We start from the raw sequence: 17,776 nt of genomic DNA on the forward strand, positions 1-17,776 counted from the left end.
CTTACCCCCTATACCCTTTCCTTTTCTTTGTCCTTATAGATAGCCCTTGAAGCCACATTTTTCTCCTTGTCTCCTTTGTCTATATAGCCGTCTCTGGCCAGTCCATCCAGGGCATTTTCAAAGGTCATCATACCGTACTCTCCCCCTGTCTCTAACATGGAATATACCTGATGCCCCTTCCCTTCTCTTATGAGATTTCCTATGGCAGGTGTGTTTATGAGCACCTCGCAGGCCAGTATCATTCCGCCTTTTCTGTTTATAAGTAACTGTTGTGACACTATCATCTGCAACAATTTAGACAGCTGACTCTTTACCTGACTTTGCTGTTCTCCAGGGAATATATCTACTATCCTGTCTATAGTCTGTATGGCATCTCTTGTATGAAGCGTGGCTATTACCAGATGTCCCGTCTCTGCAGCCCTTATGGCAGCTTTTACTGTCTCCTTGTCTCTCATCTCTCCCACAAATATTATATCCGGATCCTGTCTCAGTACATATTTCAAAGCTAAGTCAAAGGATACCATGTCCCTCCCAAGCTCCCTCTGGGTTATAATAGAGCATTCATCTTCAAACTCATATTCTATAGGGTCTTCCAAGGTGTATATCCTTCTGTTCAATCTTTGGTTCAGATAGTTCAGCATCGATGCCACAGTAGTTGATTTACCGTTTCCGGTGGCCCCTGTAATCAGTATCAGTCCGTCACTCATTGCAGTTATATCCTTTAGTTTTTCAGGAAGTCCCAGTTCTTTCATGCTAGGGATTTCCTTAGGAATATACCTTGCCGCCAGGGTATAGCTGTTTTTATCCTTTGATATATTTATCCTGAATCTGGCTTTTCCAGGTATCTCGTAAGACATATCAAAGTTCATATTTTTTTCAAAATTTTTCCAGGCATATTCTGTAAAAATATCATTGACTATTCCGTCCATCTCCTCTTTTGTCACTGGTTCCATTCGTCCGAAATAAGAAAGTACCGTATTTTTCCTCTGTATAGGTCTGCTTCCCACCTTCAGATGAAGGTCAGAACACTTATTTTCAGCTATGTAGTCAAGCAATTCCAAAAGCATATATCTCCCCCCCTTTTTAGTCAATTACAGTTAAGATTTTTATTATAATGATTTTCTTTCTCCAATCAAAAATTCACTTAAATTTATATCTGGATAAAATATAAAAAGTTTATTAAATATATTTTCACTTTTTAGATGATCGAGATATAAAGTTTTAGACTACTCTTTTTCCCAGGTTCCGCTAGCATAATTGCTCTCATCCATATCACTTTTAGGAAGGTAGCTATTAATTATAATATACCCCAGTGCGGTATTATCCCTCATATTTATCTTGTAAAGAGCCTTTCCAGAAGAGTTAAAAACAAATATATTTCTGTTTAACCCTCCAAATCCTACCAAAGTTGCATGTCCTGTATCGTCTATTTTTATCTCATATTCTGTATCACTACCACTTCCAAGTTTATAAGACAGTACATCCGGCAAAGTAATCTCTTCCTCTGTATTCCCCGAGCTGTCTTCTCTTTTTACAGCTTTATCCTCTATATTTATTTTTATTCTGTATTCCTCTCCTCTTTCAAAGGACTTGTGAGCAGTAACTCTTATTAGTTCAGTGATTGTACTCTTCACCTTTATCATTGCATTCTTCTCTGCCCTTCCGTTTATTTTCATTGTCCCAAAAGAACCCAATAAAAATACTATGGCAACTATTACTATTATTTCTACTATGCTAAAACCCTTTTTTTTCAAAACACCCACCTCCCATTATATAGTCTATTATGAAAAATTATGCTTTTCCTCGTATTTGCTTAAATAATTTTTACAAAAAATATAAAAAACAGCCTTTTCAGACTGTTGTACTCATTGGAGGCGACGGCCGGATTTGAACCGGCGATGGAGATTTTGCAGACCTCTGCCTTACCACTTGGCGACGTCGCCTTATTAAGTTTTGTGGTGCCCAGAGGCGGAATCGAACCACCGACACGGGGATTTTCAGTCCCCTGCTCTACCGACTGAGCTATCTGGGCAAATAATGGCGGGAGTGACGAGACTCGAACTCGCGACCCCCGGCGTGACAGGCCGGTGCTCTAACCATCTGAGCTACACCCCCATTATATGGTGGTCGCAACAGGACTTGAACCTGTGACCCCCTGCTTGTAAGGCAGGTGCTCTCCCAACTGAGCTATGCGACCCGATCAACTAGAGTAGTATAGCTTATATAACGGGATAAATCAATCCCATACAAAGCCACCCTGGAGTATTTAATTGGTTTTATTTCGTTAAATCCTTGTTTTTCTGTCTTTTTAGCCGCAATGTATTTTTATTCTTATCCAGGTATTTATTATTGGTACTTTCAGACTAAATCTCCATAAAAAATATCTTTAGAGCCATCTGGAGGTTAACCGGAAACCTCAGCATCCCCTTTATATAAAGAAGCTTTTCTGTTTTTGATAGATCATCATTCAAAAGAATACTTTCATACATTATATTCTCGGCTATGCTGCGTTCTCTAGAGCCTCTGTATATCTCCTCTGCAAAATAAATCTTTTCAATGTTCTCTAAAAACTTCCTGTTTCTCATAAAGTCCCTTAAAGATTTTTGAATATTTATTTTGCTTTCTGTCTCACCATCTTTTATATAATTTTTTATATGTAAACCTATCTCTGTGTAAGGCACAGGACGACTGAGATCCGTATTGCTTTTTTTATACTTTTCTATCTGGCCCACATCTCCAAAGAAAAACTCATACTCCTCTTTCGTTACATCCATTTCTTCAGGAGTTTTCTTTTTTATATGTACTGCAGTTGATCTTGATATTATCGTTGGAATTATATTCAGAGAGTGTGAGTTCAGAATAAAAAAAGTTCCCTCACCAGGTTCCTCAATTATTTTCAGCAGTGCATTTGCAGCCTCTACTCTTAGATTCTCCACATCCTTCAGTATAAATACCTTTTTTCTGCCTTCGTAACTGCTGCTAGAAGCTTTATATATCAGTTCTCTCACCTGGCTTATCTTTATTCCTGTGGGATCTTCCACGATTTCCACATCAGGATAGTTTCCAGAGTCTATCCTGAGGCATACATCACACTTGCCACAAAAATCAAAAGGTTCTTCACTACAATTCAAACCTTTGGCAAAAGCCAGGGAGAACTCCATGAGTTCGCTCCCTCTTTCACCATAAAAGAGGTAAGTCCCTGACTTTTTTTCCATTTTTATTTCATTTTTCAAAAAGTTTTTTGCCTCTTCGTTAGATTTTATATCATCAAACATTATCTTTCCGCCTTTTCTATTTTCCTCAAAACTTCGATTTTATCAAGTGCTATTCCCGCTCCGATAACTACGCTTTCAAGAGGACCTGTGGAAAGTTTCACAGGAAGATGTGTGTGTTTTGAGATAAGTTCAGGAAAATTCCTTATAAGGGATCCCCCACCTGCCATGACTATCCCTTTATCAACTATGTCTGCTGATAATTCTGGCGGTGTTTTTTCTAAAACCTGTTTTACAGATGTCACTATCTCCATAAGAGAATCCTCTATAGCCTCTAGCACCTCAGCAGAAGTTATGGTAAGAGGCTTAGGAAGTCCTGTAACCATGTCTCTTCCTTTTATAGTCATGGTCTCCTCTTCACTCAAGGCCAGTGCCGTTCCTATCTGAATCTTTATCTGTTCAGCTGTTTTTTCTCCTATAAGAAGGTTATGGGTCTTTTTAATATATTTTATTATATCCTCATCGAAGTTATTTCCCGCCGTTCTTATGGATTTACTTACAACTGTCCCTCCTAGAGATATTACTGCTATATCAGTGGAACCTCCGCCGATATCCACTATCATATTCCCCTCAGGTGCCGATATATCTATACCAGAACCTAAAGCGGCAGCCCTTGCCTCTTCTATAAGATAAGCTCTTTTTGCCCCTGCTGATATTGCAGCCTCTAGTACGGCTCTTTTTTCCACTCCTGTTACCTCTATAGGTACACATATCATCACTTCAGGAAGAACAAAGTTATATTTTCCAAATACCTTTTTTATAAAGTATTTTATCATCGCTTCTGTAATATCGTAGTCTGCTATTACCCCTTCACTAAGGGGTCTAACTGCAATAATATGATCAGGAGTTTTCCCTAGCATATCCTTGGCTTCTTGTCCCACTGCCAACACCTTTTTAGTCTCTTTATCAACTGCTACCACAGAGGGTTCATTTAAAACTATTTCCTCTTTCTGCTTGTGATAGACAAGGGTATTTGCAGTTCCTAGGTCTATACCTATACTTTTTTGAATCTTCATACCAGGCCATTTGATTTTAAGTTTAATCTTCTTCATTATTTTTCACCCTCTGATATATGATTTTCCAGTATTTTTTTTATTCTGCATGTCTCTCCGTTTATGTAAAAGGCCGCTATCAGTGCTTCAAATGCTGTGGCCTCTCTGTATTCCATTATGCTGCATGACCTAGGGAAACTTTTTATGTTACTGTTCTTTGCCCGTCTTGCCACCGCTTTGTAATCTTCATCTAGATCCTCTAGTATACTTTTAAAAATTACACTCTGTGCCTTTGCGTTGACAAGTTTCTTCACCTTTTTGTTCATGGTATTTATTTTATACCCTTTTTCTACGAAATATTCCCTCACAGTCAGTTCCCATACTGCATCACCTAGATAAGCTAAAGGAAGTCCTCCGGCATCTTTTAGATCTATATTGACCATGTGGTTTTATCCTTACCGTCTTTTATTTTTACTCCCATGTCACCGAGCCTGTCTCTTATCTTATCAGAAAGAGCCCAGTTCCTTTCCACCCTTGCATTTTGACGGATTTCTAGTATGAAATCCACAAGTTCCGAAGTCATGTTACCTACTTTTTTCTCTACCTTTATATCTACTCCCAAGACCTCTATAATTGCCTCTTTTATAAAATCAGAAGCTGCAGTTAGAACTTCTCTTCCCTCTGCATCTAAGGAAGTTCCGTCCATAAACTTATTCATCTCTTTTATAAGCTCAAAAATAGACCCTATACCCTGTGAGGTGTTAAAGTCCTCATCCATTGCAGCAACGAATTTAGTTTTAGATTCTTCCAGTGCTTTTGCCAGGCTTTCTACAGCTAAGTGGTCTCCTATGCTGTCTCTTTCATCCATCTTTTCAAGGACCCTCATAAGACTGTTTTCTATTCTCTCCACTGCTGCCTTTGCCTGATTCAGCTCGTCTTCAGAAAAATCTATAGGTTTCCTGTAATGAGAACTCAGTACAAAGAACCTCACTACTTTACCTTCATATTTTTCCAAGACCTCTCTCAAGAGAAAAAAGTTCCCCAGAGACTTAGACATTTTTTCACCCTTTACATTTATATAGCCGTTATGTATCCAGTATCTTGCAAAATCTCCCCCAGTTGCACATTTAGACTGGGCTATCTCATTTTCATGGTGCGGAAAGATAAGGTCCTGTCCTCCCCCATGGATATCAAAGGTAGGCCCGAGGTATTTATTTGACATGGCAGAGCATTCAATATGCCACCCTGGTCTTCCTTTTCCCCAAGGTGATCCCCAAGAAGGCTCTCCTTCTTTGGCAGCCTTCCAAAGGGCAAAATCCAATGGTGACCTCTTGATATCATTTACATCTACCCTAGAACCACTCTGTAAATCCTCAGTATTTTGCTTAGACAGTTCTCCGTATTTTTCATTATAATTTTTTACAGAAAAGTATACATCTCCCTGAACTTCATAGGCAAAATCCTTTTCTATCAGAGTCTTTATAAGTTTTATCATCTCTCCGATATGCTCGGTAGCCTTAGGTCTTAGCATCCCGTCCTCTTTTAGATTTACCTTGGCTGTATCTTCAAAATAAGCTGCAATATATTTATCTGCCACCTCTTTTAAGGTTATTCCCTCTTCATTGGCTCTTTTTATCATCTTGTCATCTACATCTGTAAAATTCTGTACATATTTTACATTATACCCCCTATACTCTAGGTACCTTCTCACAGTATCAAAAAATATAGCCGGTCTCGCATTCCCTATATGTATATAGTTATACACGGTAGGTCCGCAGACATACATAGAAACTTCTCCCTCTTTGAGGGGTTTAAATTCTTCTACTTTTCCCTTTAAAGTATTAAATATTCTAAGCATACAGCCCTCCTATTTCTTAATTTTGCTCAAAATGTCATCAAGGGTCTCTTCACCGAGTTCCGTGTGCAGATTGAGATAGTCATTTTCTGCTCTTCCTTTTATGGAGATTTTAGATTCTTCTGAAAAAGATCTGTCTAGAAGGTCAAGACTTATATCTCCCTGAAAAAATTGATCTTTTGACAGAGTTCCTCCTATTCCTGGGCTCAGTTTTTCTTTTCCCTGATATATATTATTTCCTTGGATCATTAGACTTATGTTTCCTATTTTCAATCTTTTACTTTTACCGAGAATCATAAATAGTTTTTCAAATCTTTTGGTTTCCTTAAGAGGTATTATCCATTGATTTTTCTCGATATCTCCTACTATCTCGCCATCGATATCTCCTAGAAACTCCTCTACACTTGCTCCGGAAAAACTTTCCCATATGTCAAAAATAACTTTTTGCTCCTTTGGTATACTGGCAGTAAAGATCTCAGCAGCCTTTCCAAAGTCACTAGAAGATATATAAATTCTGTTTTCTCCCAGATATTTTCCCATTTTTCTTTCTTCTGGCTGATTCTTAAAGAGTTCTATTATATCCCCTTCTCCCACCAACTTGTTATCCATAGAAAGTTTTTCAGATTCATAATTTCCAGTGAGAACAGACCCTTTCAAACCCCAGAGTTCTCCTCGGGTTCCAGAAAAATCAATAAGAAGCTTTCCAAATATGTTGTCCTTATTTCTTTTTTTTAAGGCTATCAGATTTTCATTGGTTTCTCCGATATTAGAAAGTACACCTTCAAAATCTGATTTAGAGTCAGATACCAGAAAATAACCCCTGTAACCCTTTAGAAAAACTTCTTTTCCTGACGAGTATTTCTCTCTGTACTTTTCTTTAAGGATATAATAATCTCCTGACTTTTCAAAATACTTCCCCAGCCTAGATTTGAATAATGGGTAGAAAAGACCTGGGTCTAAAACTCCCACCCTGTGTTCGTTTAAAAGCTCCATTCTTCCAAAATAAAGAATATATATGTTTTTTATATATTTTTTTTCTTTTTTCAAATCCTCTATCTGACTTTCCTCGCCGATTTTTACAAGGAGCTCTTCCAGAGGTTTTATGCTCTTACGGTTAAAATTTTCATTTACATAAACTGCCCTGGTATTTTTTACCAGGAAGTTTTTACCAGGTATATGATAGATATACTTGTATCCTGCTAGTAGTATTAATATGCAGGTCAGCAAAGATAAAAGCAGTATTTTCAATCTTTTCAAGATATCACTCTCCTATCTGTATTTTTCTTCCCTTATTCTCTCAAGCTCTCTTATGGTAAGGTCGAGGTTTTCAGTCTTGAGTATAGGGGCTGTAAATCTGGCTTTTCTAATCTCTCGTTCTGAAATCTCAGACACCAAAAGAGTTTCCTCCATATAAGGTGCCCTTGCTGTTACTTTACCTGAAGGTGAAACCACCTGTGAACCTCCTCCAAAGGTAACACCATCTTCACACCCTATCCTGTTTGCCATTATAAAGTAGCTTCCGGTCATAGAAGCAGTCAGATATCCTATAGCTTCCCACTCTTTGGAGATATAACGGCCTTCATCTTCAAATCCTCTTGCAGGATTATTCATAAGACAGAATATATAATCCGCTCCGTCTTGGCTCAGAATATACGACGATGACTGATGCCATGCATCCTCACATATAAGGACTCCTATCCTCCCAAATTTTGTATCAAAAGCCCGAAATCTGTCTCCGTTCTTAAAATATCTGGCCTCAAAAAACATCCCGTAGTTTGGAAGGTAAACTTTTCTGTGGGTATGTTTTACTTTTCCCTCTTCAAGATAAAAGGCTGAGTTGTATACATAATTATCTTTCCCCTTCTCTACTCCCCCAAATAGTATACTTATTTTATTACTAAGATCCACAAGTTCATGAGGCACATTTACACAAACATCAAAAACCATCTCTTCCAAAAGATACCCTGAAAGAGCAAGTTCCGGAAATACAATAAGCTCTGCACCTTGGTTTAGTGCCTCTGATATTTTTTCTTTCATAATCTCTATATTTTTTTCTACATTACCCAATGTGGGTTTTATTTGAGCTACTGCTAACTTCATCTTTTCCCCCATTATCCTAAAGATATTTTAAATCTTCCTGAGTTGTTATCTTTATATTATTGTAACTTCCCTCAAGAACTATTACTTTTCCGTTTATTCTTTCCACAAGGGAAGAATCATCTGTTCCTAGATAATTTGATTTACTGGCATCACTGTATGCCTTTTTCAGAATCTCCCCACGAAAAACCTGAGGAGTCTGTGCAGCCATTAGCAATGACCTGTCTGGAGTGGAGGTTATAAAACCATCTTTATCAACTAATTTTATTGTATCCTTTACAGGAACCCCTATAACCACCCCGTCAACGTCACAATTTTTTTCCAGAATCCTGTAAGAGTCCTCTATAAACCTATTTTCTATAAAGGGTCTCACTCCGTCTTGCACCGCTATAATTTCAGAATTTCCTGTTTTCTCTAAAGCATTCTGTATAGAGTCCTGTCTCTCTTTTCCACCTTGTACCACACATTTTATTTTTTTTATTCTATACTTTTCACACAGTTTTTCTACCTTCTCTGTGTACTCTTTATTTGTAACTACGATTATATCTGTTACCCTTGGATTTTGGTCTATTTTTTCAAGAGTCTTTATAAATATTGGCTTTCCTTGGTATTCTAAAAATTGCTTTGGATAGCCTAATCCCATTCTTTTTCCTGATCCTGCAGCTGCAACTATAAAGGTATATTTCATATTACCACCTTTTATTTCAATGTCACCACGGTACAGCCGATTCCGCCCTCTCCGTGGCCTCCGGCTCTAAAGGATTTCACATAATGGCACCCTTTCAGATACTCTATTACCCCAGCTCTCAGAGCACCTGTACCCTTACCGTGTATCACATAAACCTCAGAAAAACCGTTCAAAAGTGCTCTGTCCATATAAGTTTCTAGATCGTGAACTGCATCATCCACCATCTTTCCTCTTATATCTATTTCAGACCTAACTGCAGTTCTTTTATGGACTTGAACTGTGTTGTATTGCTTTGTTTTCGGCTCTTCTACCTTTTTTAAGTCGTCTATGGCTACCTCAAGTTTTAGTATCCCAGCCTGTATCTGTGCCACCTGCTTATGCTCATTTATCCTTGTTACAACAGCATGCTGACTCATACTCTTTACAAAAACTTTTTCTCCCTGTTTAAACTCAATCTTTCTTTTTATCTTTGGTTTTGAGACAATTGTTTTATTTTTCTCATCCTTCAGGGCATTTTTCATCATATTCAGACTCTTCTGAAGGAGTTTGGCATCCTCTTTTTTGCTCTCTTCTGTCTGTATCTTATCCACCAGTGCCTTGGCCTTAGCCTGCATCTCCCTCATCATCTTATCTGCTTTTTCATATGCATCTTTTAAAATTTCATTTTTTTCCTTCTCTAGAGCTATCAATTTATTCTCATATTCATCTTTGTTCTTTTTAGCTTCTTCCTTTAGATGCTCTACCTGTATTTTCATACTATTTAGACCTTCAGATTGCTCTCTTATGTTGCTTATCATACTCTCGACTTTTTTATTCTCATCACTTATGTATGATTTTGCTCTTTCTATTACTTCATCAAGAACCCCTAGCCTCTTAGCTATCGTGAGGGCGTTACTCTCTCCTGGTACCCCCATGAGAAGTTTGTATGTCGGGGAAAGTGTATTAGAGTCAAATTCCATAGAAGCCGTCTCTATCCCATCTTCATTGTATCCGTGAGCCTTAACCTCGCTATAGTGAGTGGATATCATTGCCTTGCATTTTTTAGATTTCAGATAATCTATCACAGCCATGGCAAAGGCTGATCCCTCCATAGGATCTGTTCCCGAACCGAGCTCATCTAGCAGTACAAGAGAGGACTTTGTGACATTATCTAGTATCTCCTGCACATTTTTTAGGTGAGCCGAGAATGATGACAAAGATTGCTCTATACTCTGTTCATCCCCTATATCAGCAAATATTCCTGTAAAATATCCAATACTTGTCTTTTCTTCTGCAGGTATCGGTACTCCTGAAAGTGCCATTAGTGTCAAGAGTCCTGCCGTTTTAAGGGCTACAGTTTTTCCTCCTGTGTTAGGTCCGGTTATCAAAAGAGTATTGTATTTTCTTCCGATTTCAAAGGTTAAAGGTACCACATCAGATGGCCGTATAAAAGGATGTCTTGCATTTACTAGGCTTATTATCTCTTTGTTATTTATCTCCGGCACAGTACATTTTTTCTCTAAAGCGTAATTTGCCTTGGCAGAAAGTTTATCTAATTCTAGTATGGCATCTCCTACAAGATAAATCCCGTCAAGATTTATCCTTATCTGATCTGTCAGTCGTAAGAGTATTTTTCTTATCTCTTCTCTCTCTCTGACTTCAAGCTCTCTCACCTTGTTATTTAGCGAAACTATAGATATCGGTTCTATAAATACTGTCTGTCCACTAGAAGACCTGTCATGTTCTATACCCTTTATCTGACCTTTAAAATCAGCTTTTATGGGTATTACACTTCTTCCGTCTCTTGTGGTTATTATTTTTTCCTGTATGGCTTTAGAATAAGCTGAGTTTGAGAAGATATCATCAAATTTTTTCTTGATATTCGAAGCGATTATTTTCTTTTGAAACCTTATATCTCTTAGGTCCAAAGAAGCATCGTCCTTTATATTTTTCTCATTATCTACAGCCTTGTTTATTATCTCTTCTAGCCCCTTATATATAGGAACAGCTTTAAATTTAGCTATGAGTTCTTTGTATTTTCCCAAGTCCTCAAGCTTACCTTTAAAGAGCCTGAATATCTTAAGATTTTCTTTTATATCCCATACATCTTCAGCATCAAGATAAGCCCCTATAAGCTCTGATTTTTTTGCTATTTTATTGATATTTTTTATCCCGACAGTCTCTGCTCCACCGTCATATTTTATAAAATCCATAAGGTCCCTTACTGTCTCTAGCTCTTTTTTTACTAGGTTTATATCCTTATAAGGAATCATTTCAGTTATGGAAATATGGGTATCCTCTACCTGAGAATACCCTGCTATCTCTTCTCTTAATTTATCAAATTCCAATACATTTAAGCTGTGTTTATTCACATACACCACCCTATAATATACAATTTTTCATTTCATTATATCACAATAAAAATCATTTGGCTATGCTGTGAAGGCTCTCTATACATAAAAAAAGCTTGATATTTACTGGCATTAATGATATAATTATTTGCAATTTGTCTTTAAGGAGGTGTAATATATGAAAAGATGCGAAATTTCTGGTAAAGGAATGACTTTTGGACATCAAGTCTCTCACTCACACAGATGTACTAACAGAGTTTGGAAGCCAAATCTTCAACCTACTAAGATTGTTATCAATGGAGAAGCGGTTAAAGTTAAAGTTTGTTCTAAGATGCTTAAAACTCTTAAAGGAGCTAATGAAGCTGAAACGTTAAACATTCTTAAATCTAACGCTAAAACTCTTAGTCCTAAAATAGCTAAAGCTCTTAGCAAATAATTGGGCAAATAAAAAAAAGACAGTGATTTTAAGATCTGTCTTTTTTTATTTGTCTATTTTTTTGTATAAATAACTGCATTTATACATTACTTTCTTTGCTTGTCCAAAAAAACTATCCAAAGAAAAGAAACCCCTAAAAAATACAAAACCTTTTAATTACAAGAACTGAAAAAAACCTATTCGCATTATTTTTTAATAGGTAGTGAATTTTCAAGTCGCAGAGCTTATAGAGGAAAGAACCTCCATTTAGCCGTCCTACAGAGTTCAAGGAGCGATAGCTACTATGAAACACCTTATCCTGTTGATGAGCAGGTAACTGCAAACTGTAGCTTACAAATGTGTTAAAAGAAACATATACTTTCTAGACGTTTGAAAATTCTTGAACTTTTGGTTATGCCCTTATCGAAGGGTGGAAAACACTCTTGGGATGCTTTTCTTTCAAGAGAAAAGTAATACAACCTGAACAAATCAATACTTTATAAATATAAAAAAAAGACCTGTAAAAAACAGGTCATTTAATCTTACTTCTCTACTTTTGTATAAGGAATTAAAGCAATGTTTCTTGCTCTTTTTACAGCCTTAGCTATTTTTCTCTGAAGCTTTGCGCTCGCTCCGTTTACTCTAGCTGGCTTTATCCTACCTTTATCGTTGATAAAGTTTTTAAGAAGATCTGCATTTTTATAATCGATCTCTTCTATTTTAACTCTAAGCTTAACTCTTCTTCTTCTTTTTTTGAAATCAACTGCCATTTGTACTTTCACCTCCTGAAATTTGAACGGGAACTCATAATCATCAGTTGCCTGATGAAGATTGGAATATCCCAAATGATATTCTTTTAATAATTAGCCATACAGCTTTGAAACTACTTAACGATGATGTATCTCATTACACTTTCTGTGATGTTAAGTTTTTTCTCAACGTCAGCTAATTTAGTTCCGTCCATCTCGAAAGTAGTTAGAATATAGTATCCAGATTGCTTCTTCTCAATCGGATATGCTAACTTTCTTTCCCCCCACTTTTCAGCTTTTACGTTAGTTGCTCCAGCAGCAGTTAAAATGTTTTCAACTTTAGCCATTACTTCAGTTCTAGCATCGTCCATAACTGTTGGGTTGATGATGTACATAATTTCATAATTTCTCATTAACATTACCTCCTCCCTTTGGATTTTGGCCCAAAGAACTTTGTCTTTGAGCAGGGCAAGAAAAATTATAACATAGATTATATATATTTACAAGTTTTTGTTATCTGTTTTTTCTTATCCAAGGAGGCAAATCAAGCTCATCTTCCTCTACTTTTTTAATCTCTGCTCTTTTCTCTGATTTTTCTGTATTTTCAACATTTGGAGATATATTTATAAATGGTTCACCTCTGTCTGCCTTATTCAAAAAATTAGTGGCAACAATGGTAACCTGAATTTTATCTCCATACTCTTCATCTATTACAGTACCAAACATTACATCTTCAGCAGATTTTCCTGCAGCATCTCTCACTAAGTTTGATATTGAATGAGCCTCTACAAGTCCCAAATTTGAAGAACCTGTTATATTGATAAGTATCTTACTTGCTCCTGAAATTGATTTTTCAAGCAGTGGTGAAAGTAAAGCTTTTTCAGTTGCTTTTATGGCCCTGTTTTCTCCGTCAGACTCACCAAAGCCTATCATAGCCATTCCAGAGTCCAACATAGTAGTTCTTATATCAGCAAAGTCAAGGTTAATTAGACCTTGTTGTATGATAAGATCTGCTACGCCTCTTATACCTATTTTTAGTATATTATTTGCTTCTTTGAATGCATTTTGAAGAGTTATTGTTTTTTCCGGAAGCTCAAAAAGTTTGTCATTTGGAATTACTACCAAAGCATCTACATGCTCCTTTAGTCCATCTATTCCCGTGTCGGCATTACTCATTCTTTTCTTACCTTCAAAGGTAAAAGGTTTAGTTACCACTCCTACTGTAAGTACCCCTATCTCCTTAGCTATTTTTGCTATTATCGGAGCAGAACCTGTACCAGTTCCTCCTCCCATTCCAGCAGTTACAAAAAGCATATCTGTTTCTTCTAAAAGTGCCTTTATTTTTTCTACATCTTCTTCTGCAGCTAACTTTCCTATTTCAGGATCTGCTCCTGCACCTAATCCCCTTGTTAATTTTTCTCCCAATTGAATTCTTATATCTGCCAGAGAGTTATGTAGATCCTGTGCATCTGTATTAGCTGCAATGTATTCTACTCCGCCTACTCCTGCTGAAATCATATCGTTGATGGCGTTTCCTCCAGCACCCCCTGCCCCTATAACTTTAATTCTCACTAAAGACTCATTTGTCTGTATCATATTCCCCTCCTAAAAATCCCCATTTTATATAAAGTTGGACAGCCATTCTTTTAGGCTAAAGTTTTTTTTCGACGGTTTTACCTTCTCTTTTTTTACTGTTTCATCTGGTTTTTTCTCAGGTAATTTTTCTTCTGTGATTTTCTCCGGTTCCTTTAATTCTTCTGTTTTTTTATTTTTTATTTTATAATGTTCATTTTCTAAAGTTTCTAAAAGTATCCCAAGTGAAGTAGACATAGATGGATGAATCTCGGACATTCCTTTTATCTTCATAGGCATTCCTATTTTTACTCTGTAGTTCAAATCTTTTGAGAGCTTTTCCACTACACCCTCTACCATTACTGCTCCTCCTGTTAGGATTACTCCGTTTCCGAGGTAACCTTTAAATCCAGATTCTTCAATGGCCACCATTACATATTTTAGTATATCCTCACTTCTAGCATCTATTATATCTCTTACAGAGGAGACACTGTATTTTTTTTTCTCTCCGTCTACTTGGAGATAGATACTTTCCTCTAACCTTCTGTTTTGACAGAGATTTCTCAAGTTTTCCGCATCTTTTTTCCCAAGCTGAAGGATATATCCTATATCATTTGTATAATGCATTCCTCCCAATGGGATAGATTTAGAATAGATAAGCTTATCATTTTTAAAGATAATAAGGTCCGTAGAGCCTTCCCCTATATCTATGAGTGCCACGCCCATTTTCTTGTCCTCATATGTCAAAACTGACTGAGCCGAGGCATAGGAATTTAGAGTTATATTTTCAACTCCTTTCCCAGCTTTGTTTACAACTTCCACCAGGGATTCCAGCTGAGCTATATCCACTGTTATTAGATGTACATCTCCCTCTATAAAGCTGCCTACCATCCCTACAGGATGTTTCAATATACCGGAGTTGTCCACCCTTATGTTGTAAACCTCTTTTTTTATTACTTTTTCATGGGGTTTCACCATCTCTTCCTGAGCCATTTTATAGAGATTTTCTAGATCTTTTTCCCCTATTACAGTATCCTTTTTAGAAAAATTAAATTTTATATTTTTCGTGGTCGATTTCACATGTTTTCCGGCTATCCCTATAGATACTTTCTCTATCTTGTGGCCGCTTTCTTTTTCTGCCTTTTCAAGGGCTTCTGTTACACAGTGGCTGAGGCTTTCCATATCCTCTACGCTAGCTTTTCTCATTCCCTTAGCACAGGTTTCTACAGAAGTGATGACTTTTATTTTTTCGCCATTTTCACTTAATTCACCCAAGACAACTCTTATTTTAGAACTCCCAACATCCAATGCCGCTTTTATAAAACTTTCCTTCATAAAGCACTCCCCCACTTACTTCACTATGTAGTCACTGAATCTAATATCCATATATTCGAGGTCATTATGATTCAGTTTCAATTCCGAGTATAGACGCTCTGCAACCTCATATTTTTTTTCCTCTACACTATTGTCAGTTTTGACAATTGTACCGTCAAATAAAACAAAGTTAATACACCATTTATTATAAATGTATATTTGAGATATTAATTTTTCAATTTTTTTTCCTTTAATTTTTTTTAATATCTTTAAAAGTTCAGGTATCTGTTCCTCTTTTTTTATGAGAAGTAGCGGAAGGTCTCTTACAGGTGTCTCTTCTAAATAAGCAAAAATCTTTCCACTTTCATCTACAGTATAGACCCTGTCTTTATACTGGGCATAATAGCTAGGATCTTTTTCTTTTATCTCAATTTTTATCTCATCTGGGAGTATTTTTTTTACCTTAGCATTTTCTATTCGGATATCCTCTTTTAATATTCCTTCAATTGCTTTAGAGTCTATATCCCATATATATTCACCTATGACAGTTCCCATCTGTTTTTTTACTTCTCTTTGAGTTAGGTTTATATCTCCGAAAATAAAGACTTTTTCCACCCTAAAGATATCTCGCTGAAGAAAGATCTGATCCATATAAAAAAATGCAGCAGCAAATAAAAATAACAGTATAATTTTAAAAAATACCTTCATTTTTTCTCCCCAGTTTCAACTATATTTTAAGATAATATAACATTTTTGTGAGTTTTTTGTAAATTATTGTATTATTTTTTTTACCAAATCATCAAAAGTGTAGCCTTTGAGAGTTGCCAATTTTGGAACAAGACTTGTTTCTGTCATTCCAGGACAGGTATTTACTTCTAGAAAATAGATCTTATCATCTTTTAAGATAAAGTCACTTCTTGATACTCCAGATAAACCTAGCTCCTGATGAATCTTTTTTGAAAATATCATTGCTTCTTCGTAGACTTTTGGGGAAACTTTAGCTGGATATTCATACTCTGTCATTCCCACAGTATATTTTGACTGAAAGTCATAAAGTCCAGACTTGGGACTTATTTTCAGTACACCAAGAGGTTCACCGTTTAAGACTCCCACTGTCAGTTCCTCTCCAGATACAAATTCCTCGATTAATAAACTTTTACCCATAAGGTTTTTTTCAGCTTTTTCTACTTCCTCTATACTATTGCAGATGTAAAGTCCCACACTAGAACCCTCAGTTGTAGGCTTCACAACCACAGGAAATGAAATTATCTCACTTTTATCTCTGTAGCTTTTAGGAATCCTTATTCCCGCCTTTTCGGCTATAATTTTGGTCATATTTTTATCCATAGCTATTGCACTAGGAGTCACCCCAGACCCTGTATAAGGTTTTTTTATTATATCAAGAACTGCCTGTATCCTTCCATCCTCTCCAAACTCGCCGTGAAGAGCAAGATAAGCCAGATCATATTCATTTTCTGTAAATGCCGTGAGCAGATTATCTTCTTTTAGATCCACTCCATAAGCATCATAACCCTGTCTTATGAGACTTTCAAGTATCGCTTTTCCTGTTCTGAGAGAGATCTCCCTTTCAGACGATACTCCCCCCATAAAAACTGCTATTTTCATAAAAATGCTCCTTTTATTCAATTAATTTCTCACAATGATTATCTCTTCCTCGAGTTCAATTCCGGATTTTTTCTTTACCCTTTCTTTTACTATCTCTATAAGTCCCAATATATCATCAAATTTTGCATTTCCGTGGTTAACTATAAAGTTTGGGTGCATCATCGACACCTGGGCTCCACCTATTTTTTTCCCTTGTACTCCTGCTTCAATTATCAGTTTTGCAGAAAATAATCCGTCTGGATTTTTGAAAGTACTTCCTAGATTCGGAAGATTTAAAGGATGTCTTTCATTTCTTTTAGACATAATTTCCTCTACTTTATTACTGTCAAATCCTTTTCCAAATTCAAATACTGCACTTAAAACAATCCACTTTCTGTCTTGAATTTCTGTTTTTCTGTATGTAAAATGAAGATCTTCTTTTCTCACTCTTCGTATTTCCTTGTTTTCGTCTACTACCTCTATTTCTTTTATGCAGTCAAATACCTCAGTTCCATACGCTCCCCCGTTCATATAAACCAGTCCGCCTACACTACCTGGTATTCCGGCGAGGTTTTCGAGACCCGAATAATCTTTTTCAGCCATATATTCTATAAACTCTTTAAAATCAAAACCAGCCTCTACTTCCACAATATTATTTCCAAGCTCTTTTATCCCTTTTAGTTCTTTAAGAGATATAAAAGTTTTATCTAGCTCTCCGTCTGAGATAAGGGTATTGGTTCCGTTTCCTATTAGAAACACGTTTTCCCTTTCTTTAAGGGCTTCTAGTATCTCATTTTTTTTTTCAATAATAATAAGTTCCTTTGCTATTCCACCTATTTTCATGTTGGAATACTCTTTCATATGGTGATATTCTAAAATTTTCATTT

The 17,776-nt window shown here is 36.5% G+C and carries 18 protein-coding genes and 4 tRNA genes; 1 reads left to right on the forward strand and 21 read right to left on the reverse strand.

The features are described from left to right. Positions 1 to 8: 8 nt before the first annotated feature. The 14 genes from ILYOP_RS09250 to ILYOP_RS09315 form a co-directional block, all read right to left on the reverse strand. Positions 9 to 1,067, reverse strand: coding sequence for a type IV pilus twitching motility protein PilT (locus ILYOP_RS09250; protein ID WP_013388269.1), 1,059 nt, complete (start codon positions 1,065 to 1,067; stop codon positions 9 to 11). Positions 1,068 to 1,226: 159 nt separating this feature from the next. After that, positions 1,227 to 1,754, reverse strand: a complete 528-nt coding sequence (locus tag ILYOP_RS09255) for a hypothetical protein (protein ID WP_013388270.1) — start codon at positions 1,752 to 1,754, stop codon at positions 1,227 to 1,229. Positions 1,755 to 1,869: 115 nt separating this feature from the next. Then, positions 1,870 to 1,943, reverse strand: a tRNA-Cys gene (locus tag ILYOP_RS09260). 13 nt (positions 1,944 to 1,956) lie between these two features. Further along, a tRNA-Phe gene (locus ILYOP_RS09265) sits at positions 1,957 to 2,032 on the reverse strand. 6 nt (positions 2,033 to 2,038) lie between these two features. Further along, positions 2,039 to 2,115: transfer RNA gene (locus ILYOP_RS09270), tRNA-Asp, on the reverse strand. Between the two features lie 6 nt (positions 2,116 to 2,121). Continuing rightward, positions 2,122 to 2,197: transfer RNA gene (locus ILYOP_RS09275), tRNA-Val, on the reverse strand. Positions 2,198 to 2,363: 166 nt separating this feature from the next. Continuing rightward, entirely contained in the window at positions 2,364 to 3,275 is a 912-nt protein-coding gene (locus ILYOP_RS09280; protein ID WP_013388271.1) for a hypothetical protein, read from the reverse strand. Next, positions 3,275 to 4,324 (reverse strand): rod shape-determining protein, encoded by a 1,050-nt coding sequence (gene mreB, locus ILYOP_RS09285; RefSeq protein ID WP_013388272.1) that lies wholly within the window; start codon positions 4,322 to 4,324, stop codon positions 3,275 to 3,277. Before mreB ends, ILYOP_RS09280 begins: the two co-directional genes overlap by 1 nt. Continuing rightward, positions 4,324 to 4,707: a mini-ribonuclease 3-like protein gene (locus ILYOP_RS09290; RefSeq protein WP_013388273.1), complete on the reverse strand. Its 384-nt coding sequence runs from the start codon at positions 4,705 to 4,707 to the stop codon at positions 4,324 to 4,326. Before ILYOP_RS09290 ends, mreB begins: the two co-directional genes overlap by 1 nt. Then, a complete protein-coding gene (gene cysS / locus ILYOP_RS09295) occupies positions 4,695 to 6,122 on the reverse strand; it encodes a cysteine--tRNA ligase (protein WP_013388274.1) in 1,428 nt (475 codons plus the stop codon). The genes ILYOP_RS09290 and cysS overlap by 13 nt, the downstream gene beginning before the upstream one ends. A 9-nt stretch (positions 6,123 to 6,131) precedes the next feature. Then, positions 6,132 to 7,376: a hypothetical protein gene (locus tag ILYOP_RS09300; RefSeq protein ID WP_013388275.1), complete on the reverse strand. Its 1,245-nt coding sequence runs from the start codon at positions 7,374 to 7,376 to the stop codon at positions 6,132 to 6,134. 12 nt (positions 7,377 to 7,388) lie between these two features. Then, the gene (locus ILYOP_RS09305; protein ID WP_013388276.1) at positions 7,389 to 8,219 is read right to left on the reverse strand and encodes a nitrilase-related carbon-nitrogen hydrolase; all 831 of its coding nucleotides are present in this window, start codon (positions 8,217 to 8,219) and stop codon (positions 7,389 to 7,391) included. 16 nt (positions 8,220 to 8,235) lie between these two features. Continuing rightward, positions 8,236 to 8,940: a 2-C-methyl-D-erythritol 4-phosphate cytidylyltransferase gene (gene ispD / locus ILYOP_RS09310; RefSeq protein ID WP_041921034.1), complete on the reverse strand. Its 705-nt coding sequence runs from the start codon at positions 8,938 to 8,940 to the stop codon at positions 8,236 to 8,238. Further along, a complete protein-coding gene (locus ILYOP_RS09315) occupies positions 8,916 to 11,255 on the reverse strand; it encodes an endonuclease MutS2 (protein WP_013388278.1) in 2,340 nt (779 codons plus the stop codon). The genes ispD and ILYOP_RS09315 overlap by 25 nt, the downstream gene beginning before the upstream one ends. Positions 11,256 to 11,412: 157 nt before the next feature. On the opposite strand from ILYOP_RS09315, the gene rpmB reads away from it, so the two are divergent. Beyond that, entirely contained in the window at positions 11,413 to 11,670 is a 258-nt protein-coding gene (gene rpmB / locus ILYOP_RS09320) for a 50S ribosomal protein L28 (protein ID WP_013388279.1), read from the forward strand. Between the two features lie 521 nt (positions 11,671 to 12,191). Here rpmB and rpsR read toward each other — a convergent pair. The 7 genes from rpsR to murB all read right to left on the reverse strand — a co-directional run bounded on the left by rpsR (position 12,192) and on the right by murB (position 17,774). Continuing rightward, positions 12,192 to 12,419: a 30S ribosomal protein S18 gene (rpsR, locus tag ILYOP_RS09325; RefSeq protein WP_013388280.1), complete on the reverse strand. Its 228-nt coding sequence runs from the start codon at positions 12,417 to 12,419 to the stop codon at positions 12,192 to 12,194. A gap of 113 nt (positions 12,420 to 12,532) precedes the next feature. Continuing rightward, entirely contained in the window at positions 12,533 to 12,811 is a 279-nt protein-coding gene (gene rpsF / locus ILYOP_RS09330) for a 30S ribosomal protein S6 (RefSeq protein ID WP_013388281.1), read from the reverse strand. A 100-nt stretch (positions 12,812 to 12,911) separates the two neighbouring features. Then, complete coding sequence (gene ftsZ, locus ILYOP_RS09335) at positions 12,912 to 13,994, reverse strand: cell division protein FtsZ (RefSeq protein WP_013388282.1); 1,083 nt, start codon at positions 13,992 to 13,994, stop codon at positions 12,912 to 12,914. A 24-nt stretch (positions 13,995 to 14,018) separates the two neighbouring features. Beyond that, positions 14,019 to 15,305, reverse strand: a complete 1,287-nt coding sequence (gene ftsA / locus ILYOP_RS09340; protein WP_013388283.1) for a cell division protein FtsA — start codon at positions 15,303 to 15,305, stop codon at positions 14,019 to 14,021. 15 nt (positions 15,306 to 15,320) lie between these two features. Beyond that, entirely contained in the window at positions 15,321 to 15,992 is a 672-nt protein-coding gene (locus tag ILYOP_RS09345; RefSeq protein WP_013388284.1) for a cell division protein FtsQ/DivIB, read from the reverse strand. A 63-nt stretch (positions 15,993 to 16,055) separates the two neighbouring features. After that, positions 16,056 to 16,910, reverse strand: coding sequence for a D-alanine--D-alanine ligase (locus ILYOP_RS09350; RefSeq protein ID WP_013388285.1), 855 nt, complete (start codon positions 16,908 to 16,910; stop codon positions 16,056 to 16,058). Positions 16,911 to 16,931: 21 nt separating this feature from the next. Continuing rightward, complete coding sequence (murB, locus tag ILYOP_RS09355; protein WP_013388286.1) at positions 16,932 to 17,774, reverse strand: UDP-N-acetylmuramate dehydrogenase; 843 nt, start codon at positions 17,772 to 17,774, stop codon at positions 16,932 to 16,934. Positions 17,775 to 17,776: the final 2 nt, after the last annotated feature.

The sequence above is a fragment of the Ilyobacter polytropus DSM 2926 genome (genome assembly GCF_000165505.1).
Lineage (GTDB): Bacteria > Fusobacteriota > Fusobacteriia > Fusobacteriales > Fusobacteriaceae > Ilyobacter > Ilyobacter polytropus.